The organism is Kurthia senegalensis, from assembly GCF_000285595.1.
Classification (GTDB): Bacteria; Bacillota; Bacilli; order Bacillales_A; family Planococcaceae; genus Kurthia; species Kurthia senegalensis.
Map to the genome: position 1 here is coordinate 382502 of NZ_HE611066.1, position 26032 is coordinate 408533.

Sequence of the window (26032 nt, forward strand, 5' to 3'; positions counted from 1 at the left end):
AAAAAGAAAAGAAAGGATGAAACAACATGGATTTGAACGTTGCATTGTTAGCTCCAATCTTTATTATTCAATTGATTTTAATGGTCGTTGCGCTTGTTGACATAAGCCGAATTCACGCGACAAAAGGACCGAAATGGGCGTGGGTACTCGTCATTATTTTCGTTAACACAATTGGACCGATTATTTACTTTATTTTTGGACGTAAAAACGATTGATTACAGCAAAAAATGTGACGAAAAATTTCGGTCATGCGTCTGTTTTAAAGCCGCTTGATTTTTCTTTAAAACCGAATACGATTACAGCTTTAATCGGTCCAAACGGTTCAGGGAAAACGACATTATTATCCATCTTGGCACAAATTATTCCGTCTACTACTGGAGACATTCAATTAGACGGGCAACCAATTCAAGCTGCACATATCGGATTTTTACCACAGTATCCGAAGTTTTATCCGTGGATGAATGGGTACGAATTTCTTCAATTTGTTGGTGGATTGCATCGTATGTCGAAACAGAAATTACGTACACGAATCGACGAAGTACTACAATTTGTCGGACTCGCAGATGTCGGTAAGAAAAAAATTACGACATATTCGGGCGGTATGAAACAGCGTTTAGGCATCGCGCAGGCGATTTTGCATGAACCGAAACTTCTGTTATTAGATGAGCCCGTTTCGGCGCTTGATCCGATGGGAAGACGCGATATGTTTCAACTGTTTGAGCAATTGAAACAAACGATGACGATTTTATATTCGACGCATATTTTAAACGATGCGGAACAATTAACTGACCAACTGCTGTTTTTGAAAAAAGGCGAACTGATTGCACAAAATACGCTCGAACAAATTCGTGCACAGTATCGTGAAGAACAATTTGCGATTACGTTTTTAACGAGTGCAGATGCCACACATTATGCCGCGATTTTTGAAGGCGAAGTAGTTGGAAATACACTCTTCATTTCGAAAGAAAGCGGTCAGACGATGCCTTCTCTTATGCGCTATTTTGCTGATGAACGCGCCGATGTTGAAAAGCTCGAAGTTCGTACGACATCTCTCGAAGAAATTTTTATGAAGGTGATGATATGATGCAATCTTTACGTGCACTTTTATACAAAGAATGGTTAGACATCGTTCGAAGCTATAAATTACTTTGGATGCCATTATTATTTATTTTTCTTGGCATATCAGACCCTTTAACGAATTATTATATGGAAGATATTTTTAATGCCGTAGGAAATATGCCAGAAGGTTTTTCTATGACATTTCCAGACATGACAGCGGAAACGATTTTACTCGCTTCAACGAATCAATTCCAATCGATTGGACTATCCGTCCTTGTCGCAACGACGGCGAGTATGATTAGCCGAGAAAGACAAAATGGACAAGGGATTTTACTATACGTTCGTCCCGTGTCAACTGTTCAAATCTTTTTAAGCAAATGGATCGTTGCGAGCGCGCTGGCGATTTTCTCAAGTTTAGTTGGATATGCAGCTAGTTTGTACTATACGATTTTATTGTATGGCACAGTAGATGCAGTTGGCGCTATCCAAATGATGGCAACGTATAGCTTATGGCTCATGATCGTATGTGCGATTTGTTTACTTTGCAGTGCGGCTTTTTCAACAGCTGTTGCGATTTGTGTCGCAATCGTCTGCGTGCCAATTGGTGTGATGGTCGATCAGTTATTTGGAACGTATTGGCATTACAGCCCGTATAAGTTAGCGACGTACGGTGCGGAGTTTTTAACGAAGACAAGTACGTATTTCATGGCGACATGCATGTTGTCGATTAGTATTTTAATTGTTTGTATCGTACTCGGCATTTTCTTTACGAAAAAAAATCGCCAACGCGTAAAAAGTGAAGCGGATCGTTAAAAAAAGCCCGTTCGAAACAAATGTTTCGAATGGGTATTTTTTATAGCTGGAACTCAGTAAGCAGAAACGATACAATGTGATACAAAGTAGAAGAGGTGAGAACGAATGAAAAAGTTCATCCTATGGGGCGTACTCGGCATCGTATTTGGCATTATAGCGTATAGCATGTGGCAACCGACTACGACCGAGCTATACGTAGCACGTGATGGGAAAGACGATGCGAAAGGAACGAAGAGCGAGCCGATTCGGACGTTACGAGAAGCGGCAGATCGGGCAAGTGCAGGGACGATTGTTTACGTAAGAGAGGGGACGTATGAAGAACCGCTTCAACCGAAGCATAGTGGCACGGAAGAGAATCCGATTGTATTCCGTGCATACGGCAAAGAACACGTGTTGTTAGATGGAACGAAATTACGTGCCAAAGACGGAATAAAAGCACTCGTGACAATAGAGAACCAGCAGTTTATTACGATTGAAGGTTTTACTTTACAAGAGGTAACGACGAAAAAGGCAGAGCAGACAGCTATCGGTCTGTACGTTACGGGGGATAGCCAATCCATTGTGCTGAAAAACAATCATATCCAAAACATTCGTACGACGTCTGATGAAGGCAATGCGCATGGGATTGCAATTTATGGTACAGATGCCATCAAACATATAACAATCGAAGGGAATACGCTGGAAAACTTAACATTAGGTGCAAGTGAGGCACTCGTACTCAACGGGAATATTCAACATTTTATGATTGAACACAATACGATTCGACATAGTAATAATATTGGAATTGATGTAATCGGGCACGAAGGAATTGCGAAAAAAGATTCGGATGACTTCGTGCGAGATGGAACGATTCGAAAAAATACAATACATGACATTTCATCGTACGGGAATCCGGCGTATGGGAATGAGTATAGCGCGGGCGGCATATATGTAGACGGTGCGAAAAATGTATTCATCGAAGAAAATGAAGTCTACCATAGTGATTTAGGAATCGAAGCGACATCGGAACACGCAGGGGAATATGCAGAAAATATTACGATTCGTTCGAATGATGTGCATGACAATTATTATACGGGTATTTCTATTGGCGGATACGATGAGCAACGAGGTGGGACGCGGCATTCTACGATTGTAAACAACCAGCTCGTACGAAATGATACGAAAAATTTAGAAGGTGGGCAGTTGTTAGTTCAATATGATGCGAAAAATAATGTGATTGAAGACAACAACTTTGTCGCAAGCAACTCGATGATTTTTGTCGCAAATTATTTTCAAAAAAATGAGGGGAATACGTTCCGAAACAATCATTTTTCGAATTCAAATGGGATTTGGATTTGGAAAGATGAACAATATGACGAAGTAAAAGCGTTTGAAAAAGCAGTCGAATAATCAGGAGTGCCTCACATGAGAAGAGTCGCTATGATGTTAATATCATAGCGACTCTTTTTAGTTTATCCTATCCTCGTAACGCTTCTTATGTTGGTATACGTTACATATAGAAAAGATGAAAAAACAAAAGGAGGACAAAATAAAAACTGTACAGAAGCGTACGTGGTTTTTCAACTGCCTATGTATTCATGTAAGTACTTCCTTATAGAATATTTTACCATATGAATAATTGAAAATTCTTTCTTCTTCATCTAAGATGATGTAAACAATTAAAGAGAGGCTGTGTTCGTATTGGAATTAACGATTCGTACTATGAAACATTCGGATAGTAAAGCGGTGAAGCATATTGCTGAAACGACTTGGCACGCTACGTACGAGGGGATTATACCAGAAGAAATTCAAAATAATTTTTTACGTATGGCATACAATGAAAGCAGATTGAAAAGTCGGATGGAACGATCGCTTGTCTATGTTGCGCTAGTTGATGATACCATTGTTGGCTTTGCGAATTATGTACATCTAAAAAATGCGGGTGAAGTTGAACTTTCGGCCATTTATTTATTACCAAAAGTACAAGGAGAAGGAATTGGAACGGCTTTATTAAATCACGGTATACGCGAAATAGTCGATATGCGCTACGTATATATTAACGTCGAAAGAGACAATGAAATCGGGACCCGTTTTTACGAAGCGAAAGGCTTTACAGTCGTAGATGAATTTATAGAAAATTTTGATGGACATGACTTGCAAACAGTCCGTATGGTATTAGATATATCCCCCCGCAAAAAAGCAGTCGAGTAGTTGCTTTTTTTACGTTCCGAAGCGATTTAATGATGTATGTTATATAAACGTGGCAATGTTTTTTGTTGAATGACAAATGGTGCGATGATGATGCCACCGATGAATCCACCAATATGACAAGCTAAACTTATATTAGGGAGTGTAAAGGTCATCAAAAATCCGAATAAAAAGGCGAAAAGAAGAACAAGTTGATCGAATGAATCGATGGCCATTCGATCACGAATTAAAATGAAAAAATACATGCCTAAAAGTCCGAAAATAACGCCTGATAACCCAACGATATAATCATAATTTGAAAAAAATAGCGTGAAAAGCCCAGCACAAACGCTTAGTAAAATCAATGTGATAATATAAATTGTTTTATGCATAATACGCTCAAGTGGTAACGATAAAACGAAGAAAAAGCACGCATTGCTCATGAAATGTACGTAGTTTGAATGGAGAAATGAATAGGTGATGAATCGCCAAAATTGAAACGAATCGTGTACCGTTTTGTCTAGCGCACCGAATGTAAGATGATTCGCCTTCGTAAAACCACCTAAAAAAGTTATGATCATCGTTAAAATACAACAAATAAGTAAAACTAAACACGTAATAGGGGCTTGTTTAGGAAGGAATTTCACATGACTATTAAAAGTAAACATCGAACGAACAACTCCTTTTGTATAAAATGTTAGCCAAATATAGTGCAAGTTATTTACTTGAAATGTTTTCGGATTTGATCAGCGTAAAAGCTCCAAATAAAACTTGCTGCGATGTAATAAATAAGTATGGCTATCGCGATTTTACTACTAGTATCATCAAATGATTCATTTTTGTATAGAAGATGAAGTATGACGAGTAAAGCGATGGATACGAGTGGAATGATTAAAAAACAAGTCGGAAAAATTGCTTTTCTAGCATATGAACACCTCGAATATTTGATACGCTTATTATAAAATATTTCCATTTTTTTAGAAGTGTTTGCCTTTGAAAGGAAAACTTTATTTGATGAACCGCTTTATAAGTTAATCATTTTGAAATATCAGACGATAGTGATGTTAGTGCGTATATTATTTTACAATTATTTATTGCGAAATGTATTGCATTGCGTTGAGTAAATTAAGTTTATTTTCTCTTCTTAGAGGTTAAATAAACTTGTTAGAGTGAATTTTAAATTAGGAGTGGAATAGTTGAACAAGAGAGAAGACATATTAGATGCCTGGATCACTATTGAGAAACTGTCTGAAGGGACAATTAATAAACGAGACACAAATTTCGATACAATTGATGAACCTATGGATGATTGGAAACAATTTTTAACAGCTTATTTTGAGAAGAAAAAGAATATTTGAATGTGAAACCAAATAAAGTAAATAAAGCAGGATTAATTTTATACTTCGGTATTTTCGATTTTCAAGAAATTGAAGATTTATTAAGAGAAAATTATCAAATAAAGTCAACGAATGATGAAGTAATTTCAACAGATAAATTTACATTAGCTCTTTATTTTGATCATGAGTTAAATTTTTACCAGATCATCTATTTTAACAATGAGTGGATTTTTAAAGAACAAAAATGATTGTAGATTCTAAGGCTTTAAAAGAAAGAGAAGATACTTATAAAGAACAATATGCGAGAGATTTTGAAGAGGATTTTAATAAAACATTGACGAATCTTGCACGTGTATATGATATAAATAAAAATAATTTTAGACTATGTTTTAAAGAAAATATTGAAATGGATGACGTCAATTTACATTCGTTTTTATTGAAGATTTATTGAAAGCAAATACACTTTCAAGTAGGAATTTAACACGTTATTTTGAAGGATTTCAAGGTGAACGTTATAACTTAGACAGTCGTAAAAATTCTCCGAATTACAATCGCTCAATTTTTTCAGAAAATATTCTTCAACCTAAAAATATCCTCTTGGACGATTCCCAACAAATCCACAATTTGCTCTTTCCTTTATGCAACAAACAGCGGTAAATCTTGCTGTAAATGATTCCAATACGATACAAGGAGTTAATGGACCACCAGGAACAGGGAAAACGACGTTATTAAAAGATATTTTTGCTGAATTTATTGTGGAACAAGCTGAAAAAATAACTAATTTGCGAAATAAAGAGTTGAAGAGAGAACTCGTTTATTATGATAAAGGAAAAATGGCCGTTCTTCCGAATGAAATTTCAGATAAAAATATAGTCGTTGCAAGTTCTAATAATGGAGCTGTTCAAAATATTGTACGTGAACTTCCTAAAAAAAGTGAAATAGCGAACGAATTTCATCCTTTACTAGAGGAAGTAGATTATTTTAAAAATATTATGAATGCACAACATACGAATGTGGAAGATGCGAATGAAGAAAATTGGGGACTCTTTTCTTTAGAAGGAGGAGCTTCAAAAAATATGACGGGTATAGTAACGTCAATTAAAAGTATATTGGAATACTTTGAAAAAGACTTTCAACCAGATGCATCGATTTATGAAAGATTTATAAATTTACTCGAGAAAGTGAAAGCAGAACAACAAGAGGCCCAAAAATTTAGTGAACAAATGCAACAATTACATAAATTAGAGGAGCAACAAATTCAAAAGCAAACTCTTTATAAAAAAGAATTGTTGGTTAAAGAGAAGGAAAAAGATGTAGCTGAACTAAATGAAAATGCTAACCTAAGTGAATTGAGTATGAGAAAAATGAAATGGGACCAAGAAGTGCGCCTATTAGATAAACAATTGATTGAAAAAGAAGAGGAATGTATAGACTGTGAACGAGCATACGAAATTGCTAAACTTGCTAAACCTTCCTTTTTCACAATAAAAAAATAATGAATACGAAAGGATTTCAAGCGTACGCAAGAGAGTTAAAAGAAGTACACACACAGTTAAAACAGTGCAAAGATTTGATGAGACAAAGCAAATCAAATAAAGAATCTATACAAGAAAAACTCAAGCATAATTTTGATGAAATGAAAGAAATCAGTCTTACATTACAAAAAATAAAGCAGGATTTTTCTGAATGGGTAGAAAAAAATACGCATACGATTCAGCAGCTTCAAGAACGTATTACAAAACTCAATGATGAGCTAGTGCAACAAGGGCGACCGTTTATAGATTTTTCACAAAGCTATGAGCAACTGCAGAAATCGAATGCGTGGTATTCAACTGATTTTAGAAAAATGCAGTCTGAGTTATTTATATTAGCATTAGGTGTACGTAAACAATTTTTATATGAAAATCATAAAAGTTTAAAAGGTGCGATTAATGTATGGGAAAGACAACCAGCAACGATTGGAAAAGTAAATGGGGATGAACTCATAACGGCATCGTGGCAATGGATTAATTTTACTGTGCCAGTCATAAGTACGACGTTTGCAAGTTTTGGAAGAATGTTTAAAAATTTACACGTAGACACGGTTTCCAATTTATTCATTGATGAAGCGGGACAGGCATTGCCACAAGCTAGTGTCGGTGCTGTATTTAGAAGTAAGCGAATATTTGCTGTTGGGGATCCATCTCAAATTAAACCTGTCCTAACGATTCCGCCTTCTATTTTGACGCTCATCTCTAGACATCATGATGTAAATGAAAAATTTATTTCAGCAAATGCTTCTACGCAAACGATCGTAGATGATGCGAGTCAGTTTGGGTATTTTAAAAATAAAGAAGAGTGGATAGGTATTCCATTATGGGTTCATCGTAGATGTAATGATCCGATGTTCACCATTTCAAACGAAATTTCTTATAATGGACTTATGGTTCAAGGGAAAGATGCAGATTCGATAGGGAAAGCAAAATGGCTTCACGTAGAAGGAAAAGCGATTGATAAGTTTGTGAAAGAACAGGCTGTGCGCTTGAAAGAAGAAATACAAAAGATGATAGAAATAGACCCGAAATTAAAAGATGATATTTACGTCATTTCGCCTTTTAGAAACGTAGCTAAAAAGCTTGAAAATGAATTAAACGAAATTAATTTTGTGAAGAAAAAAGGGAATAAGTGCGTGAATGTAGGAACGGTTCATACGTTCCAAGGGAAAGAAGCAAAAATTGTATTTTTCGTATTAGGTGCAGACAATGATAGTCGAGGTGCAGCAAGTTGGGCGGTTTCGGAACCAAACTTAATGAACGTTGCTGTGACAAGGGCTAAAGAACAATTTTATATTATCGGCGATAAAAAATTGTATGCTGATTTGAAAAGCGATGTAGCTGATAAGAGTATCGCTATTTTAGAAGCGCATAATGCATTGTAAAAATGAATAGCATGCCAAAAAGGATGGACGTTAATAGTCGATCCTTTTTTGTTCTCATCACGCGTTTGAGCGTAATGTGGTACACTTTATGCTGAATAATGCGCTTAGGGGGGTTCGGGATGATTCCGGAGAAAGATTTATTAAGCATTGAAGTAGCGACTTTATATTATGAGTTGGACCAAACACAACAGGAAATTGCGGAGACGTTGAACATTTCTAGACCGACTGTTTCAAAATTGCTGAAGCATGCGAAACAACAAAATTACATTCAAATCACGATAAAAAAACCTGTTGAGGCGATCCATTCCTTGGAATTGAGGTTGAAAGAAAAGTTTGGGTTAGAAGATGTACGTGTCGCCTATGCAAATCATGCTACGTGTGATGCAACGTATGTATTGCAGCTACTTGGAAAAGAAGCGAGTGCCTATTTAAACGAAGTCGTGCAACATCGTATGAAAATAGGGATTAGTTGGGGAGAAACATTGTACCACGTAGCGAAAGAACTTCAGCAAAAACAAGTAGAAGAAGTGGAAATTGTGCAGTTAAAAGGGGGCATGAATTTTATACAGGCGAACACGCATGATCAAGAAATCATGATGCGATTTGTTCAAAATTTTCATGCGAAAGGACAATACGTACCGCTTCCAATCGTTTTTAATTCTGTCGAGACGAAAAATGCCTTGTTAGCGGAACCACAATTCCATCTTATTCACGAAAAAATGGGAACGGTTGATGTGGCAATTTATACGATTGGGGAAGTATCGAAAGAATCTTTATTGTATAAAACGAACGTCATTTCAGAACATGAATTTGCTCTGTTGTCGAAACAAGCTGTTTGCGATATTTGTTCGCGCTTTATTGACAAAAATGGGGAAATTGTTTTGGAAGAATTGAACGAGCGAACAGTTGGGATTTCTTTAGAAGCTTTAAAAAATGTACCGAAAAGTATTTTAATTGCGAATGGTGAAAGTAAGTTAGAAGGAATTAAAACAGCGCTTAAACAAAAGATTCCGAACGTATTTATTACAGATAGCATGACCGCTTTAAAATTGTTGGAACAATAGAAAACGGCACAATTGTAAAAAACTTATTTTACAATTGTGCTTTTTTGTGTTAAATTTTGTATGAAAATAATAAAAAAGGGGTTTTTGGGATGAAAAAAAGTAAATTAATCGATCACACATTATTGAAAGCGGATGCAACGCAGCCGATGATTGAAAAATTAGTTGCAGAAGCAAAAGAATATGACTTTGCTTCTGTTTGTGTTAATCCGTATTGGGTGCCACTTTGTGCGAAATTATTAGCAGGAACAGACGTAAAAGTTTGTACGGTAATCGGGTTCCCACTTGGTGCAAGTACGACAGCAACAAAAGTTTTTGAAACAGAAGATGCGATTGCAAATGGTGCGACAGAAGTCGATATGGTCATTAATATCGGAGCATTAAAAAATAATCAACTAGACGTCGTGAAAAAAGACATTGAAGCAGTTGTCATTGCCGCTGGAAATAAAGCGCTTACAAAAGTAATTATTGAGACGGCTTTATTAACGAAAGAAGAGATTGTGACTGTTTCAAAATTAGTCACAGAAGCGAAAGCCGCATTCATTAAAACGTCGACAGGATTTTCAACAGCAGGGGCAAAAGCGGAAGATGTCGCATTGATGGCAACGAATACAGGTGCGGACGTAGAAGTGAAAGCATCAGGTGGTGTTCGTACACAAGAAGATTTTGATGCAATGGTTGAAGCTGGTGCAACACGGATCGGTGCAAGTAACGGTGTCGCTTTCATGCAATAAAACGATGTTTAAACGAAGGGGTGAAGTGCAATGAGCACAGTAAAAACAAACGATGAACAACGCATCAAAAAGCCGTTTAATCTGATTAAAATGAAATCGAATCAATTAGAGGATGGGTACTTAGATAAAACACCTATTTTTCAATTTATTTTACTATCTATTTTGTTTCCGCTTTGGGGTGCGGCAGCAAGCTTAAATGATATTTTGATTACACAATTCAAGCATATTTTTACACTAAGTGACTTTGCAAGTGCATTCGTACAAAGTGCCTTTTATGCAGGGTACTTCGTCGTTGCGATTCCAGCATCGTTAATTATTAAAAAGACATCCTATAAAGTAGCAATTTTAATCGGGTTAATTTGCTACATTATCGGTTGTTCTTTATTTTTCCCAGCATCAGAAGTCGCAACGTATTCCGTATTTTTAGTTGCCCTTTTTGCAATTGCTGTCGGATTAAGCTTTTTAGAAACATCAGCGAATACATATAGTTCATTAATCGGACCTAAAAAGTATTCAACGTTACGTTTAAATATTAGCCAAACATTTTATCCGCTCGGTTCTATTTTAGGAATCGTTTTAGGTAAATATTTAGTGTTCGGAAATGGTCCAACGTTAGAAGAACAAATGGCAGGATTAAGTGCTTCTGAACAAGCCGTTTTTGCTTCTGAAATGTTACAAAAAACATTGCTACCGTATAAATTTTTAGTCATGATTTTAGTCGTAGCACTCATCGTCTTTTTAATTACAGAGTTTCCGAAAAGTAAGCCTGCAAAAGCAGCAATTGAAAATGCGAAAATTAGTGAGACATTACGTTATTTAGCGAAAAATAAAGAGTTTCTTAAAGGATTAGTTGCTCAATTTTTCTACGTAGGGATGCAAACGGCCGTGTGGTCATTCACAATTCGTTTAGCAATGCACTTAGATCCAGCGATTAATGAACGTAGCGCCTCTACTTTTATGATTTATAGCTTTGTTGCATTTTTCGTCGGTAAATTTATTGCGAACTTGATTATGGGGAAAGTGTCACCGACAAAAGTATTAATCGGCTTCTCTATTTTAGGAACGTTGACAGCGCTTTATGTGACATTCGTACACAATGAGTCGGCAATTTATATGGCGATTTTATTAAGCGGTTTATTCGGTCCATGTTGGGCAACGATTTATTCGAAAACATTAGACGTTGTCACAGACAAACGCCACACAGAAACAGCGGGTGCGATTATCGTCATGACGATTGTAGGTGGAGCTTTCATTCCACTAGCGCAAGGGTTGATTTCTGACATGACAGGTTCACTACAATTTTCATTCATCATGGCAGCGATTTGCTTCTTCGTTGTACTCGTATATTCAATCGATCAATTGCGTCATAAAAACATTTAATTTGGAAAGGACATGGTAAAATGTTTACGTATTTTTTCAAAAAAGAAGATTTCACATCAGAAAAGAAAGTTATTTTACAAAATGAACATTTTACAATCGAAACTTTCCGCTATGCATCAGGCATTGAAGCGGTTAATATGATTAATTCAAAAGGGCATGTAACAATTTTACCTTATTACGGTCAAATGATTTGGGATGTCGTTTTTAATGGGAAATCATTAACGATGGACCATATGTTTAAACAACCGAAAAAAGGTAAGGAAGTCGTTGATACGTATGGATGCTTTGCTTTTCATTCAGGGTTATTAGCGAATGGTTGCCCGAGTGCTGAAGACACACACGCCCTACACGGTGAGTTCCCTTGTGCGGATATGGATACGAGTTATTTAACGTTCACTGACGATGCAGTGACCATTCATAGTATGTATGAATACGTGAAAGGATTCGGGGAACATTATGAAGCGCACCCACACGTAACGCTTGAAAAAGCGTGTACACAATTAGAAATCTCATTAGAAGTTGAAAATTTATCAAATTATCAACCAATGCCTCTTCAATACATGTGTCATATGAATTATGCTTATGTAGAAGGTGCTAAAATGACGCAAAATATTCCGGATGAAGCATTCCGATTACGTACATCAATTCCAGATCACGTCAAGCCAACTGCTGAATGGACACAGTATATGAAAGAACTTGATGAATCGGGTGAGATGATTCGTGAACTAACACGACCAGACATGTACGATCCGGAAATTTGTTTCTTCGGTGAGCAGTTGCACGATTACGTGGATCAAGCTAATTTTGAAATGGAAACAGCTGATGAGACATTTTTCATTCAATTTGATCCGACCGAATTCCCGTATTCGACAAGATGGTTATTACACAATGCAGATCAAAAAGTAGCTGCATTTTCTTTACCAGGCACTTGTTTACCAGAAGGTCATTTAGCAGCAAAAGAAGCAGGTTCTCTTATTTTATTGAAACCACATGAGAAACGCTCATTTACCGTAGTAACTGGTATAAAGTCATAATAGATTGGGGAAATACACAATGGATATTGCAGTAGTAGGTTCAAATATGGTCGATTTAATTACGTATTTAGAACGTATGCCTGAAGAGGGCGAAACGTTAGAAGCACCTGAATTTGAAATGGGTTGTGGCGGTAAAGGTGCGAACCAAGCAGTCGCAGCAGCACGTCTCGGTTCAGACGTTTTAATGGTTACAAAAGTAGGAAATGATTTATTCGGTCAAAATACGATTGAAAATTTTAAAAATAACGGCATTCGTACAGAAGCGATAGAAGTTGGTACGAAGACGAGTGGGGTCGCACCTATTTTCGTTGATCCACATGCAAAAAATCGTATTCTTATCATTCAAGGCGCGAATAGTGAATTGACGCCAGCGATGGTAGAAAGTTATAAAGAACAGTTAAAAGAAGCGAAATTAATTATTTTACAACTCGAAATTCCACTTGAATCGATTTATAAAACAATTGATGTTGCCAATGAATTTGATATTCCGGTTCTTTTAAATCCAGCACCTGCAAACCCTGCACTATCAATGGAATACGTTCAAAAATGTACGTATTTTGCGCCAAATGAATCGGAATTAGGTATTTTAACGAATATGCCTGTTACGACAGTGGAAGAGATTCAAGTAGCTGCACAAACTTTAATTGACCAAGGGGTGCAACATTTGATCGTGACGATGGGGGAAAAAGGTGTTCTTTGGATGACCGAAAAACACGTTCAAGTCATTGAAGCGCAGAAAATTAAAGCCGTCGATACGACAGGAGCGGGTGATTCTTTCATCGGTTGTTTCGCACATTATGTAACGAAAGGTGCAAGCATTGAAACGGCACTTGAAAAAGCAAACTTATATGCGGCACAAGCTGTACAAAAAAGAGGTACACAGCTTTCGTATCCGACGAAAGAAGAATTTTTACATTATTAATTCAAAAGACCACCTTTCATTTTATGTGGAAGGTGGTTTTTTTGTTCGTAAAATCATATGATACACTTTGAAAGAACGCAAGAAATGAAAGAAATCATTTTTATGCGATCCAATGGGACGGCAAAATAGCTCTGACCTACGCAGGAGCTGAGGAATTTGAATACGAATTTCATATGAATATTGATTCTGCGATTTTTGAAGGGTTTACGATTCCACCACATATGACGAATGAAATGGCACTGGATTTAGTGAAGCAATGTACGGTCTATCCAGAACATTTCCATATTTTAAACAATGAAGACAAGCGCGTCCTCGTATGGAAGTAACACCATTATAAAAAAGAATTGATGCAACTAAGTAATACGATAACGAGAAAACGAGTTAAAAACTGACGTGTCCAGCGATAACAAAAAAATCCGACAAATACTAGCGATGAGTACGTAAAGAAGTCCTTCCGAAAGTAGAATATTCCTTAACGGCATACGGTGAAACGATTTTACCGGTCATCGAAGCGATGCAAACGTTCGGTAAACAGTTGATGAAAGACCAAACTATACATCATGGCGAATAATAGAAACTATTTAAGACGTAATCCGTCTTTTTAAAGAAGAAAAGGGGGATACCTATGACGTTATTGTTTGGAAATCTCGCATTGCTTGCGACATTCGTGAACTGGGTACTCGTAATAAAAAGAAAATCTTTCCACTGGGCAATGCTATGTGCACTAGCTTTTACTGCCTTAACACTTTGCGCACAGTTGCAACTAATCTCTGAATGGATTATTGCGGAAGATTGGACGGCTTTAATGGATGTCGGACCAACGATTATGGTGTTCCTTTGGATTGCAACGATTGGCTCAATTGTTTTAAACGGTGGGGCACTTTTCTATGCAAAAAAGACCGCACGTACGCAAGGGAACAAAACGATATAAAAAAGAAAGACATTGCCAAACGTATAGAGGTTAGATAGTGTCTTTTTTCTTTAAAATTTTTGCAAAAATGAGGCGATGTCTATATTTAATTTTTTACGTTCTTTTCCTAATGTTAGTAAATGACCACTCTCTTCATACGTCCATTTCTCTTTATACGTACTTAGAACATTGGATTCGATGAAGTCGATACTTTGTTGGTATACGTCGTCATCTAAACGACCTTTAAATAAACAAATTGGACGCTGTACCATTGGGAGTACGGATTGAGTGTCCACGATGAATTGTTGCAGCGCACGCATTTTTTCGGTAGGGCGCGGGAAGTGGAGTGCTACGTAATCTGCAATCCATTGTTTAGATTTTTGTTGGAAGTGGAAATGGCGCTCTGTATAACTGCGTACGCGTTGTTCTAAACCATCGATTGGGCGTTCTAATAACGGTGCTGAGATGACGACAAGTGCTTTACAAGCAGGCTCGTTTGCCAAGCGCAGTGCGATGACGCCACCAAGTGATTGACCGACTAAAAAAATATCTTCGTATCCTTCTTGTTGTAAAAAATGAAAAGCATTTTGCGCACTTTGCCAAACGTCTTCAATCGACGACTCAAAAAATTGTTCGGGTGTAGCACCGTGCCCTGTATAGTTCGGCGCATAACACGTATAGCCGAGTGGGTGGAGATGCTTCGCAACGTCTCGCATTTCATTAGCATTACTCGTAAAGCTATGTAGAAGTAAAACGGCACGTTTAGAGCCTTTTAAATAAATGTCTTTTGTTTTGTTCATCATGTGAAAATAACCTCTTTTTGCCTAAGTATGTAGGAAGCGGTAGTTGTGAAAAGCTAGTTTATGAATTCAAAGAAAAGATACAGTTGTATGAATAAGGAATGCATGAAAATGATTTTTTTAATCTGGTCATACGCATTGAACGGATATTAATTATTTAAAATAGTACCCTTTTCAGTGAATTTTAGTTTAGTGTAACATATTACGGACGAAAAACACTTTGGAATTTTGAACACATTCCAATGGAGTTTAGTTATATGTTGTGACATTGACAAGTACTGAACGGAATTTTTAGCTCTAACGATTGTAGTTACAATAATTTCTATGTTATCGTATTTTTTAAAGACAATCGATTTACTTCTAAAAGAGTAGTGATCACTGGCATGCTGTTCTTTAGTTGTAAAAAATAATGTATTTTTAAATAAATAGCATATTTTTTTCTTTACTAATTTTTAACATATGAAAAAGGAAAAAGGGGAGAATGCAATGTTTGAACGTATTTTTGATGAAGATGCACAATTTGACGCATTTACAGAAGAAACACTCATGAAAGTGGAAGAAACGCTCGGTGTGAAATTACCGAAAGCGTATGTAGATTTAATGAAAGTACATAACGGAGGCTATTTAAATTATTCGCGTCTTCATTCAGCCAAAGTACCAGATGGCATCGTTGAGATTACACAAATTAGTGGCATCGATTTAGAAGAAGGGATCATCGAATCTCCTTATTACATAGAGGAATGGGAAATGGAGAAAGGACTCGTTATTTTTTCTGGGGACGGAAATTATTGGCTTGCATTCGATTACCGAACACATACGGGAGATGAACCGAGTGTTGTTTATATGGAAGATGCAGACGAACCAGCAGTGAAAGTTGCTAAAAATTTCGAGCTATTTTTAAAGAAATTACATTTGCCACAAGAGGACGATTTTGAAGAAGAAGAGGAAGAAGAAGTTGTTTACACAGAAGCGCAGTTTGAACAATTAATGCAAAATGGACAAGACGGCGAAGCGATGTACGAAAGTATCCAACAGTTTATGGCGCAACCTTGTGATTTCACATGGTATGTTTCGAATGTATTACATGTCCTACATAGACCCGATATGGAGTCTTGGCATCGCACGGTTGGAGAAAGTGTGTTATTTAAAATGAGGAAAGACCGTCTTTCTTCATGGCCAGTGGATTTATTAAGTGAACTCGTAGAAATTATTACGAGCGAGCCAGTAGACGAAAATAGTGATGAATGGCTCGCTGTACGTGCAGGGAAAACGATCGAAAAGAAATTAAAAGTCGATGCAACGAATACGTTCGATTATATTTTTGATGTCGAGGCACTTTTTGAACCGTTTACGGAGGATGTTTTAGCGCAAGTCGAAACAGCTCTCGGTGTGAAATTGCCCGCTTCTTATGTTGCGTTAATGGACATTCAAAACGGAGGCTCTCTCGTATATGATGGCTTTGAGTCAGAAGGCGTACCAGATGGCTACGTACAATTTAGTGAGCTGCAAGGGATTGATTTAGAAGAAGGCATTATAGAAACGAAAGATTTTATGGAACATTGGGACCTTGAAGAAGGCTTAATCGTGTTAAGTAATGACGGCAATGGAACACTTGCACTCGATTATAGACAGAAGGAAGCGGCAGAACCATCTGTCGTTTACTTAGAAGATGAAGAAGGCGCTGTACCTGTGAAAATTGCAGAGAATTTTGAGGATTTCGTTAAGCAACTAAAACATCCTGAACAGTAATAAAATAGTTTTATATACAAAAAGATGTGCCTCTAGTGAGATGCATCTTTTTTATTTATGTTCATTTTTTGTTGATAAGAAGGATTACATTGTATGTGAAAATTGAATTTTAATTCAATTAAATAAATAAATATTCTTCCAATTTTAAATTTTGGCGGTATACTAATAATAATTCATTTTTAACAAAGATTAGGGGGAAATGAGATGAATTGGAAAAATTATCGCTTCCCAATTATTTTAATTGGGTCGTTACTAGTTGGCGCATTGATCGGCGTTTATGTCGATGGGACAGGTCAAGCATTAAAGCCACTCGGGGATATCTTTTTAAACTTAATGTTTATGATTGTGACACCATTAATCGCCACGTCGATTATTTCAGCCGTTGCCAATAGCGGTGGCTCAGGCAAACTGAAAAAAATTATGGGATGGACGACGATTGTATTTTTAGTAACGGGGGCGATTGCGGCTATTTATATGATTGTCGTCGTGAAATTGTTCCCACAATTTTCAACGTTATCGGTCACGCTAACGAAACCAGAGTCAACGGAAAGTGTATCGTGGCAAGAACAATTAGTCGGTATTTTTACGACGGATGGGTTCGTTAACATGTTTCAACGAGAAAATATGATGGCACTCATCGTCTTTTCATTACTCGTTGGTTTTGCGATTAATTTATCTGGTGAAGCGGGAAAACCCGTTGCTAAATTGATGAATTCGGCTTCAACCGTTATGTTAAAAACAATTAGCCTCGTTATGTACTATGCACCGATTGGTTTAGGTGCTTACTTTGCTTATTTAGCTTCTACATTTGGCTCAATTGTTATCGAAGATTACGCGAAAGCGTTCGTATTGTACTTAATAGCTAGTTTATTATTTTTCGGTGTGATGTTTACCGTGTATGCGTTCATTGCAGGAGGTTCTTCCGGTGTGAAACGCTTTTGGAAAAACTTACTTTCACCTTCTGTCACTGCGATTGGTACGTGTAGTAGTATGGCGACATTGCCAGTGAATTTAACAGCGAGCCAACAAATCGGAGTGTCCAAAGAAGTGCGAGAAACGGTTCTCTCACTTGGAGCGACGATGCACAAAGATGGTTCGGTTATGGGGCTCGTTTTAAAAATTTCTGTTTTATTTTCTGTTTTTCATATGGAGTTTGCAGGATGGCAAACGATTGGAACAGCAGTCCTTGTCGCCATTTTAGGCGGTACGCTCATGGGCGCTATTCCACAAGGCGGTATGATTGCGGAAATGATGCTTATTAGTTTATACGGGCTACCACCAGAAGCATTACCAATTTTAGCCGCTGTATCGACCGTCATTGATGTGCCAGCGACGTTGTTGAATGCGACGAGTGATAATTATGCGGCGATGCTCGTTGCACGAAAAGTGGACGGGAAAGATTGGGCGACAAATCACGAGGTAGAAGAAGTGTAAATTCTTGTTAGAATTTGATTGGAGAAAAGGTCAGTTCCGATAGGATGTTTTCTAACTCAAATGAAAAACCACTTCCAAAAGTATAAAATCTTTGGAAGTGATTTTTTATTGTCCATTTATTTAACGCGCAAGCTTTTTTTTCGTACGAATAATATGATGAATCGTTGCATAGAGAAAAGTGATAAATAATAGACAACCGAATACGAATAAAATAAATTGAGGCGTCACAATGTGGATGAATGATAAGCCGAGCATGGCGAAACCAACGAGTAAATAATTGGATACGGCATGCAATGTATAAAACAGTTGGTGTACGTGCCACGCTCTAAAATAGCCTTGTGTGAAGCCAAGAACGATTTGTACGGCAACTGTCGCATACGTATAGTCAAACGTCCAAAAAGAAGACAGTCCTACGAAAATAAAGCATAGGGCATACATAGCATAAATCCAATGAATAGACTTCGTCGATTTTTTTACGCAAAGTTGATAACCGAGTGCGGCAGCGAAAGAATGTAACGCAAACATCCACGCAAATAGAGAAAATGTTAATGTGACATTTTTTAACCAAATAATGTAGTAAGGAAAGACGAGCGCATTTCCGACTGTAACGATGAGCGGTAAAAAGCGCATATTAATTCGCTACTTTCTGTAAATAATTGTCGTAGAAATGATTGACGAATACTTCATTTGGATCTTGCTCTAATTTGTAATCAAGCACGTGTTTTGCTTGCGGATAAGCTGCTTTAAATTGCTCGGTCGTTTGATAGGGATAATACGGTAAATAATACGTTCCGTTATGTGCCAATGCAGTATCCGTCCATTTTTGAATATATGTTTTCGCTTGGTTAATACCTGTTTCTGACGAGGGGTGTTGTATTAATAAAACGAAGGCAATCATCGGTTCTCTCGCGTAATTCAATTGTGTCGATTCATCTTTCGATACAATGCGTAAAGTGATGTTATGTAATTTCACTTCATCGTGTTGATCATCTTTCGGTAACCACGTTTTTAAATGTGCGACAAATTCTTCGTACGCATCAATTGGAATGAAAAACTCTTGCAGTACTTCAACAGAGCCTTTTTTCGTATATTCCATAAATGTAGATTCCGAACGCATCGCATTGTTACGCGTAATTGTTTTACCGGTTTTCTTTAAAAATAAATCTTTTTGCATGTTCCAAAATAACGTTTCTGCTTTACCACCTTGACGCCCTAAATCGAGACCGAGCTTCGAAAGACGAATTTGTGTTTCCTCTTTTAATGCAGCATTTTGTGCGACACGTCCCGTTTTTTTATAGTTCATAACGTACATTTCGTTTAAAAAATGTTCTGGATCGACGCTTAATCGAGCATAATGCATCGCAATAGAGTCATCTGCGAGTACATTTTTTAAATATGTTTCATACGAAGAGACGGCGACTTCTTCCGGCTCGTATGCATACACTTCATTGTCCGTCAGTGAAAGTGTGACATCAACGATAATACCGAATAAGCCGTAGCCACCGAGGTAGTAAGACATTTCTTGTTGATTCGCTTTTTTCGTTAATGTTTTCAACGTTCCAGTAGGCGTAATGACGGTCATTTTTTGAACAGTTGAAGCCATGGAGCCATTTCGAATATCACGACCATGTCCATTGACGGATAGAGAGCCACCGACTGAAAAAATAGGAAGGGACTGTGATACTTTTAACGCGAGTCCTTTTTTCGTAACGGCTTGTTGAATGTCCGAAATAAGTGCGCCTGCTTCTACGGTAACGGTTTTCTTTTTTTGATCGACGTTCAGTATTTTATTGAACGGTTTCATATCGATGACGATACCATCTTTATAATACGTATGCCCACCTTGGGAATGTTGGACACCGGCAATCGAAATCTTTTTGCCGTCTTGATTTGCTTGTCGGACGATCGATACGAGTTGTTCCCGGTTATTTGCTTCATGAATCGTTTCAATCTTTTCAGGAAGTAAGCCTGTATAATCTGTCGTCATCGCTGTTTCGGATAAGCCATATTGTCTTTTCTCCACAGGAATGATAAAAAATGCGCTGATTGCTATTACGACAACGAGAATTGCTAAAACCCATGGCTTTTTTAAATAATTGAACATGTTGAACTCCTTTACTTTATAAGTATCTCCATCATACATGATTTTGCTCTCTATCCGCCTAAAGGGGTGGAAATATATCAAATACGTGCGAAAAAAGAATGTAATCGTATATTTTGAGAAAGAATCGTTTTGGTTAAATATGAAGTGGGATGTACGTACTTGTCGCACATAGCGAACAAAAGGATTATTCGTAGCTGTACAAATAGTTGTAACATAATGGTATTTTTTACAGTATAATCTTGAGTAAGTCAACGATAGAAAGGAAGCCATCATGTTAAAACATTTTTTCTCTTATTATAAACCACATAAGCGTTTATTTATGATTGATTTTTTTAGTGCCATTTTTGTCGCTATTTTAGAACTCGCTTTTCCACTTGCGGTGCAATGGTTTATCGATACACTTCTTCCGAATGGTGATTGGGGAATTATTGTTCAAGTGAGCGCGTTATTACTACTTATTTATTTAATTAGTACGTGTATGAACTTCGTCGTCAATTATTTAGGGCATAAATTAGGCATTAATATCGAAACAGATATGCGAAGAGATTTATTCAATCATGTGCAAAAGCAAAGTTTTAAGTTTTTTGATAATACGAAGACGGGGCATATTATGAGCCGTATTACGAATGATTTATTCGATATTGGTGAATTCGCACATCACGGACCTGAAGATTTCTTTATTGCCATTATGACATTTGTCGGTGCGTTCATTATTATGTTTAATGTAAATCCGACGCTTGCACTTATTGCACTCGTATTCGTTCCATTTTTAATTTGGGTCGTAACGTTTAGTAATCGTAAAATGAATGAAGCATGGCGTGAAATGTATGGCAAAATAGCCGACGTCAATGGGCGTGTAGAAGATAGTGTTTCAGGAATTCGCGTCGTGAAGTCATTTACGAACGAATCATTTGAGATGAAACGTTTTAAAGAGCAGAATGGCTTTTTCCGTACGGCGAAACTAAAAGCATACAAAGTGATGGCCGGCACACAGTCGAGCATGTATTTAATGACGCATTTATTAACGCTCGTTATTTTAGTCGTCGGTGCTTGGTTAAGTTTTAACGGCAAATTGACTTACGGGGAGCTTGTTAGCTTCGTTCTGTACACGAATGTTTTAATTAAACCGGTAGACAAAATTAGTGCTTTACTTGAGCTATATCCTAAAGGGATGGCGGGCTTTAAACGATTCCGAGATTTATTAATGCAAGATCCAGAAGTCATGGACCGCCCGAATGCGGTATGCGTTCCGACATTGAAAGGGAATATTTCATTTCAAGACGTTACGTTCCAATATGATGAATCTAAGCGTGTTTTGAACGACGTATCATTCGATTTGAAAGCAGGGCAAACGATTGCTTTCGTCGGTCCATCTGGCGCAGGGAAGACGACGATTTGTTCATTGATTCCACGATTTTATGATGTGACGGAAGGAAGTATTAAGATTGATGGTTGGGACGTTCGAGACGTTACACAGCAATCTTTACGTGAGCAAATTGGTATCGTACAGCAAGACGTCTTTTTATTTACGGGAACGATTCGCGAAAATATTGCGTACGGCGCTTTAGATGCGACAGAAGAGCAAGTGATAGCAGCCGCAGAGAAAGCCCATTTAAAAGAATTTATTGAAGAGTTACCGAGAGGATACGATACACAAATTGGGGAGCGGGGCTTAAAACTTTCTGGTGGTCAAAAGCAACGATTGGCAATTGCACGTATGTTTTTAAAAAATCCACCGATTTTAATATTGGATGAAGCCACTTCTGCACTCGATACTGAAACAGAAATGATTATTCAACAATCCTTAACAGAACTCGCTAAAAATCGAACGACACTCGTTATTGCTCATCGATTGGCGACGATTCGTAATGCCGATCGCGTCATTGTCGTAACGAAAAAAGGAATTGAAGAAGACGGTACGTATGAAGAATTAGTAGCGCAAAATGGTGTATTTGCAAACTTACACAACATACAATTTAAAAAATAAAATAAATAAATAAAATGAATGCTTTTTCGAGTTTTTATATGTCGTAAAGAATATTTTTAATCGTTTTTAACGAATTAAAAATCACTTTTCCGTTAAAAAATATTGACAAAAAAATTTTTTGTTATAAAATTGAAAACAATTCAAAATATTTGTATAGAGCAAAGGCTATGAAAAGAAATAGTATCAATTATGTTTACGGACAGAAAGCAACCGGTCGATGAGAGGTGCGCGTAAAACGATTGTGAATTCATCTTGGAGCTGTGCACTGAAAAGTAATACTGAGTAGGCTGCAACGGTGAGCATCCGTAATCATGTGCAAGAGTATCGTCCATTAAGTGACCGTACTTTTTAAGGTAAGTAATGTGAATTGCTTATGAACAAAGGTGGTAACACGAGTTGAATCGTCCTTTTGGTTAAATCCAAAAGGGCGTTTTTTTTATTTCTGTTTTACACAAAAACTTTGAAAATTTAGTTGTAAGAGGAGTATCGAATTTATGAAAGAAAATCAAAATGACCCGCAATTAAACAGAGGGTTAAGTAATCGCCACATGCAATTGATTGCACTTGGTGGATCGATTGGTGTCGGTTTATTTTACGGTTCAAGTGCCACAATTCAAATGGCAGGACCATCTATTTTACTAGCGTATGTAATCGGAGGACTCGTTATTTTCACGATTATGCGTGCATTAGGGGAAATGGCAGTCGATCAGCCAGTTTCGGGCTCGTTCAGTTCATATGCTGACCGCTACTTAGGTCATTTTGCAGGATTCCTTTCTGGATGGACGTATTGGTTCATGTGGATTGTCGTTGGGATGTCCGAAATTACGGTCGTCGGTTTATACATTAACTACTGGTTCCCAGACGTTCCACGATGGTTAACAGCGCTCGTCGTTTTAGTACTAATTACATTAATTAACTTAGCAAGTGTAAAAGCATACGGAGAATTTGAATTCTGGTTTGCTCTTATTAAAGTAGTCGCGATTATCGGGATGATTATTTTAGGGTTACTGATTATTTTCTTCGGTGTCGGCAACGGTGGTACAGCAGTTGGCATCGACAACCTTTGGGCAAATGGTGGATTTATGCCAAACGGCGTATACGGTCTATTAATGTCACTTGTACTCGTTATGTTCTCTTTCGGTGGTGTAGAACTTGTCGGAATTTCAGCTGGTGAAGCGAAAAATCCAACAAAATCTATTCCAAAAGCTATTAACAACATCGTTTGGCGTATTTTAATTTTCTACATTGGGGCACTCGGTGTCATGATGGCAATTTACCCTTGGAATCAAGTCGGTTCTGAAGGAAGCCCATTCGTTCAAATTTTCGATTTCGTTGGTATTCCAGCGGCGGCACACATTTTAAACCTCGTTGTCATTACAGCAGCGATGTCTGCATTCAATAGTGGTTTATATGGTACTGGTCGTATGCTGTACACTTTAGCACTTCAAAAGAACGGTCCAAAATATTTCAGTAAATTAAGTAAAAATGGAACGCCGTACCGCGGTATTCTTGCATCATCGGCTGTACTATTAATCGTCGTCATTTTAAACTACTACGTACCTGAAAAAGTATTCTTATACATTTCAGCTATCGCTACAGTTGCAGTTATTACGAGCTGGATGATTATTTTACTCGCACAGTTAAAATTCCGAAAATCAAAATCGAAAGAGGAAATTTCAAATCTCAAATTTAAAATTCCTTTATTCCCGATTTCAACGTACTTTGCGATTGCCTTCTTATTAATGGTCATCGTATTAATGGCATTTATTAAAGATATGCGTATTGCCTTGTACGTAGCACCTGTTTGGTTCTTGATTTTATTCATCGGATACAAATTAAAAAAATAATAGTATAAAAAAGTGGCTAGGATAAAACCTTCGTCCATACAAAAAGCAGTCATCGTTTGAATTTAAACGTGACTGCTTTTTTCGTATTATTTTATTGTCGTGCCTTTTCGTTTTACTTCTTTCGGTACGAATAAAATAAGAATGAGTGCAAGGATGGATAGAAGGAACATAAATTCATACGTATCGTTAGCACCTAAAATTGGCGCAAGTTGTTGGTCGAGATGGGCTGTCGTTTGTAGAGAGAATATAGTAACGATGACAGTTGTACCGACTGCACCAGCAAGTTGACGAACGGTATTGTTGACAGCAGAACCGTGAGAGCCGAGTTCAAGTGGTAAGACTAATAATAGAGCCGATTAATAAAAATAACATCGAGGCGATAAACAATTGTCTCGTTGAGAAGCGTTTCATTAAATAAGCTGTCAGAGGGACGAGTACACCGTTGACGAGCATGAAGCCCGTAGCGAGCCATTGAATTTTATTTGCTGTCACATTAAAGATTTCCATTAAATCGCTTAATGCAACGTTTAATAATGTTTGGTTGAGTGTAGAGAAGAAACAACCGACAATCATAATGGTGAGTAAGATTTTTTTGGTCGTATTTGATATTTCGTTTTGCGTGAAAGAGCTCCTTACGTTAAAATGGTTTCTTAGACAGAGTGTCTATGAAATAACATACAAGTTTTACATGTATACGACCACCAACAATAATAAAGAAAGCGTCTACTAGTAGACATTTTCATGTAGAATGTCGAGAAGTTGCATCATTATAGACAAGGAGTGAAGAAATGTCGAAAACAGATGATCCAAGAGCGATTCGAACGAAAAAAATGTTAAAAGAAGCCGTCATACAATTGCTTGAGGAAGGCATACCGAGAGAAAAATTAACGATTCAAAAAGTGACATCGAAAGCACAATTGAATCGAACGACGTATTATTTACATTACAAAGATATAACCGATTTATTAGATAGTTTAACGCTAGAACTCGTAGAAGAGTTGTCTGCACAAATTCGCTCTTTAAGAACGACGAAAGACCAGCGCGTTCAGCTATTACAATTACTTGACTATTTATACGATCAACGCAAATACATTTTATTATTATTTCAAAAGAATGAATTTGAAACATTATTGTTCGACCAATTTCATAAGTTAATTTTAATTCGGAGAGAAGATGCAGAAAAAAAGAGGGAAGGGCTCGTCGCTTCAGACATTCGAACCGCTTCTTTAATAGGCATTGTTATGTGGTGGTTAAAGCACGGATTACGCTATAGTAGCGAACATATCGCAACGGAAATTATTAAAATGCATCATCGGTCGCCACTTGAGAAAAAGTAAGCGTTTCGGATAGACATTGTAAATAAGACGTCGTACACTGAAAGAGGGTAAATTTTGGTGCATATATAATAGGAAGAAACTCAACTAAAAAGGGTGTTATGAATGGATGCACAAATAAAAGATTGGTTAACACGTTTTCAACGTGACAAAGATATTGAAGCGCTAGAAGGTCTGAAAAATCATTGTCGCTCAATGATTACACCTCTAATCGCCGAATTTGAACAAAAGCACGGAAAAGAAGCGGGGGATTTACTCCGTGATAAATGGGATCAACGTTTTTATTTTATTTTTACAAAATATCAATTAGACGTTGGATTGCCATTAGAATCTTTCGTGCAAAATACGTATCGTTTTTATTTCATGCAAGTATTAAAAAAAGCAGGATATTCAAAACAATAGAAAAAGCCGATGCTTGCAGCAACAAGCATCGGCTTTTTATTT

27 protein-coding genes, 2 pseudogenes and 1 other annotated feature are annotated in these 26032 nt (G+C 37.2%); of the genes and pseudogenes, 24 read left to right on the forward strand and 5 right to left on the reverse strand.

The features are described 5' to 3' along the window. The first annotated feature begins 26 nt into the window (after nt 1–26). The 5 genes from KSHG_RS09375 (at nt 27) to KSHG_RS09395 (ending at nt 4062) form a co-directional block, all read left to right on the forward strand. Complete coding sequence (locus KSHG_RS09375; protein ID WP_010304972.1) at nt 27–215, forward strand: PLD nuclease N-terminal domain-containing protein; 189 nt, start codon at nt 27–29, stop codon at nt 213–215. After that, a complete protein-coding gene (locus KSHG_RS09380; RefSeq protein ID WP_010304974.1) occupies nt 212–1084 on the forward strand; it encodes an ABC transporter ATP-binding protein in 873 nt (290 codons plus the stop codon). The genes KSHG_RS09375 and KSHG_RS09380 overlap by 4 nt, the downstream gene beginning before the upstream one ends. Next, nucleotides 1081–1872 carry an ABC transporter permease subunit gene (locus KSHG_RS09385; RefSeq protein ID WP_235728363.1) on the forward strand — a complete coding sequence of 264 codons (792 nt, stop codon included), beginning with the start codon at nt 1081–1083 and terminating at the stop codon, nt 1870–1872. Before KSHG_RS09380 ends, KSHG_RS09385 begins: the two co-directional genes overlap by 4 nt. A gap of 105 nt (nt 1873–1977) precedes the next feature. Continuing rightward, on the forward strand, nt 1978–3261 hold the full coding sequence (locus tag KSHG_RS09390) for a right-handed parallel beta-helix repeat-containing protein (RefSeq protein WP_010304978.1): 1284 nt from the start codon (nt 1978–1980) through the stop codon (nt 3259–3261). Nucleotides 3262–3543: 282 nt separating this feature from the next. Then, nucleotides 3544–4062, forward strand: a complete 519-nt coding sequence (locus KSHG_RS09395; RefSeq protein WP_407635302.1) for a GNAT family N-acetyltransferase — start codon at nt 3544–3546, stop codon at nt 4060–4062. 26 nt (nt 4063–4088) lie between these two features. Here the strand turns inward: KSHG_RS09395 and KSHG_RS09400 are convergent, their stop codons facing one another. Then, entirely contained in the window at nt 4089–4706 is a 618-nt protein-coding gene (locus KSHG_RS09400; protein WP_010304982.1) for a rhomboid family intramembrane serine protease, read from the reverse strand. A gap of 528 nt (nt 4707–5234) precedes the next feature. On the opposite strand from KSHG_RS09400, the gene KSHG_RS18795 reads away from it, so the two are divergent. The 12 genes and pseudogenes from KSHG_RS18795 to KSHG_RS09450 all read left to right on the forward strand — a co-directional run bounded on the left by KSHG_RS18795 (nt 5235) and on the right by KSHG_RS09450 (nt 14354). Beyond that, nucleotides 5235–5396, forward strand: coding sequence for a hypothetical protein (locus KSHG_RS18795; protein WP_010304984.1), 162 nt, complete (start codon nt 5235–5237; stop codon nt 5394–5396). Further along, complete coding sequence (locus tag KSHG_RS18800; protein ID WP_010304986.1) at nt 5393–5623, forward strand: hypothetical protein; 231 nt, start codon at nt 5393–5395, stop codon at nt 5621–5623. Before KSHG_RS18795 ends, KSHG_RS18800 begins: the two co-directional genes overlap by 4 nt. A 390-nt stretch (nt 5624–6013) precedes the next feature. After that, a complete protein-coding gene (locus KSHG_RS18805; protein ID WP_010304996.1) occupies nt 6014–6871 on the forward strand; it encodes an AAA domain-containing protein in 858 nt (285 codons plus the stop codon). After that, nucleotides 6871–8292: a DEAD/DEAH box helicase gene (locus KSHG_RS18810; RefSeq protein ID WP_010305000.1), complete on the forward strand. Its 1422-nt coding sequence runs from the start codon at nt 6871–6873 to the stop codon at nt 8290–8292. Before KSHG_RS18805 ends, KSHG_RS18810 begins: the two co-directional genes overlap by 1 nt. Before the next feature lie 119 nt (nt 8293–8411). Then, nucleotides 8412–9356, forward strand: coding sequence for a sugar-binding transcriptional regulator (locus tag KSHG_RS09420; protein ID WP_010305005.1), 945 nt, complete (start codon nt 8412–8414; stop codon nt 9354–9356). A gap of 89 nt (nt 9357–9445) precedes the next feature. Continuing rightward, nucleotides 9446–10087 (forward strand): deoxyribose-phosphate aldolase, encoded by a 642-nt coding sequence (gene deoC, locus KSHG_RS09425; RefSeq protein WP_010305010.1) that lies wholly within the window; start codon nt 9446–9448, stop codon nt 10085–10087. Between the two features lie 30 nt (nt 10088–10117). Next, nucleotides 10118–11467 (forward strand): L-fucose:H+ symporter permease, encoded by a 1350-nt coding sequence (fucP, locus tag KSHG_RS09430; RefSeq protein ID WP_010305013.1) that lies wholly within the window; start codon nt 10118–10120, stop codon nt 11465–11467. Between the two features lie 20 nt (nt 11468–11487). Beyond that, nucleotides 11488–12501 carry an aldose 1-epimerase family protein gene (locus KSHG_RS09435; protein WP_010305016.1) on the forward strand — a complete coding sequence of 338 codons (1014 nt, stop codon included), beginning with the start codon at nt 11488–11490 and terminating at the stop codon, nt 12499–12501. 19 nt (nt 12502–12520) lie between these two features. Next, a complete protein-coding gene (rbsK, locus tag KSHG_RS09440) occupies nt 12521–13423 on the forward strand; it encodes a ribokinase (RefSeq protein ID WP_010305021.1) in 903 nt (300 codons plus the stop codon). A gap of 173 nt (nt 13424–13596) precedes the next feature. Further along, a complete protein-coding gene (locus KSHG_RS18340) occupies nt 13597–13749 on the forward strand; it encodes a hypothetical protein (protein WP_154646895.1) in 153 nt (50 codons plus the stop codon). A gap of 128 nt (nt 13750–13877) precedes the next feature. Next, nucleotides 13878–13994: pseudogene (locus KSHG_RS18815) on the forward strand (winged helix-turn-helix transcriptional regulator); the annotation flags it as partial. A 54-nt stretch (nt 13995–14048) separates the two neighbouring features. Next, nucleotides 14049–14354 carry a hypothetical protein gene (locus tag KSHG_RS09450; RefSeq protein WP_010305026.1) on the forward strand — a complete coding sequence of 102 codons (306 nt, stop codon included), beginning with the start codon at nt 14049–14051 and terminating at the stop codon, nt 14352–14354. A gap of 50 nt (nt 14355–14404) precedes the next feature. Here the strand turns inward: KSHG_RS09450 and KSHG_RS09455 are convergent, their stop codons facing one another. After that, on the reverse strand, nt 14405–15136 hold the full coding sequence (locus tag KSHG_RS09455; RefSeq protein ID WP_010305030.1) for an alpha/beta hydrolase: 732 nt from the start codon (nt 15134–15136) through the stop codon (nt 14405–14407). 483 nt (nt 15137–15619) lie between these two features. Here KSHG_RS09455 and KSHG_RS17550 point away from each other — a divergent pair, with 483 nt between their 5' ends. Continuing rightward, nucleotides 15620–16882 carry an SMI1/KNR4 family protein gene (locus KSHG_RS17550; protein WP_010305034.1) on the forward strand — a complete coding sequence of 421 codons (1263 nt, stop codon included), beginning with the start codon at nt 15620–15622 and terminating at the stop codon, nt 16880–16882. 204 nt (nt 16883–17086) lie between these two features. After that, nucleotides 17087–18316, forward strand: a complete 1230-nt coding sequence (locus tag KSHG_RS09465; protein WP_010305038.1) for a dicarboxylate/amino acid:cation symporter — start codon at nt 17087–17089, stop codon at nt 18314–18316. 120 nt (nt 18317–18436) lie between these two features. Here the strand turns inward: KSHG_RS09465 and KSHG_RS09470 are convergent, their stop codons facing one another. Beyond that, nucleotides 18437–18946, reverse strand: coding sequence for a hypothetical protein (locus KSHG_RS09470; RefSeq protein ID WP_010305042.1), 510 nt, complete (start codon nt 18944–18946; stop codon nt 18437–18439). 1 nt (nt 18947) lies between these two features. Further along, the gene (locus tag KSHG_RS09475; protein ID WP_010305047.1) at nt 18948–20420 is read right to left on the reverse strand and encodes an FAD-binding oxidoreductase; all 1473 of its coding nucleotides are present in this window, start codon (nt 20418–20420) and stop codon (nt 18948–18950) included. Nucleotides 20421–20691: 271 nt separating this feature from the next. Between KSHG_RS09475 and KSHG_RS09480 the strand changes: the two genes are divergently transcribed. The 3 genes from KSHG_RS09480 (at nt 20692) to KSHG_RS18985 (ending at nt 24542) form a co-directional block, all read left to right on the forward strand. Beyond that, complete coding sequence (locus tag KSHG_RS09480; RefSeq protein ID WP_010305051.1) at nt 20692–22407, forward strand: ABC transporter ATP-binding protein; 1716 nt, start codon at nt 20692–20694, stop codon at nt 22405–22407. A 158-nt stretch (nt 22408–22565) separates the two neighbouring features. Beyond that, nucleotides 22566–22819 (forward strand) — a binding site (T-box leader). A gap of 82 nt (nt 22820–22901) precedes the next feature. Beyond that, on the forward strand, nt 22902–24254 hold the full coding sequence (locus KSHG_RS09485) for an amino acid permease (RefSeq protein ID WP_010305055.1): 1353 nt from the start codon (nt 22902–22904) through the stop codon (nt 24252–24254). A 153-nt stretch (nt 24255–24407) separates the two neighbouring features. Beyond that, nucleotides 24408–24542: a hypothetical protein gene (locus KSHG_RS18985; RefSeq protein WP_261797768.1), complete on the forward strand. Its 135-nt coding sequence runs from the start codon at nt 24408–24410 to the stop codon at nt 24540–24542. A 54-nt stretch (nt 24543–24596) separates the two neighbouring features. Here the strand turns inward: KSHG_RS18985 and KSHG_RS09490 are convergent. Further along, nucleotides 24597–24827 (reverse strand): annotated as a pseudogene (locus KSHG_RS09490) (MFS transporter); the annotation flags it as partial. Between the two features lie 215 nt (nt 24828–25042). Between KSHG_RS09490 and KSHG_RS09495 the strand changes: the two are divergent. Both KSHG_RS09495 and KSHG_RS09500 read left to right on the forward strand, forming a co-directional pair. After that, entirely contained in the window at nt 25043–25591 is a 549-nt protein-coding gene (locus tag KSHG_RS09495; RefSeq protein ID WP_010305062.1) for a TetR/AcrR family transcriptional regulator, read from the forward strand. A 102-nt stretch (nt 25592–25693) separates the two neighbouring features. Then, entirely contained in the window at nt 25694–25990 is a 297-nt protein-coding gene (locus KSHG_RS09500) for a hypothetical protein (protein WP_010305066.1), read from the forward strand. Nucleotides 25991–26032 lie beyond the last annotated feature (42 nt).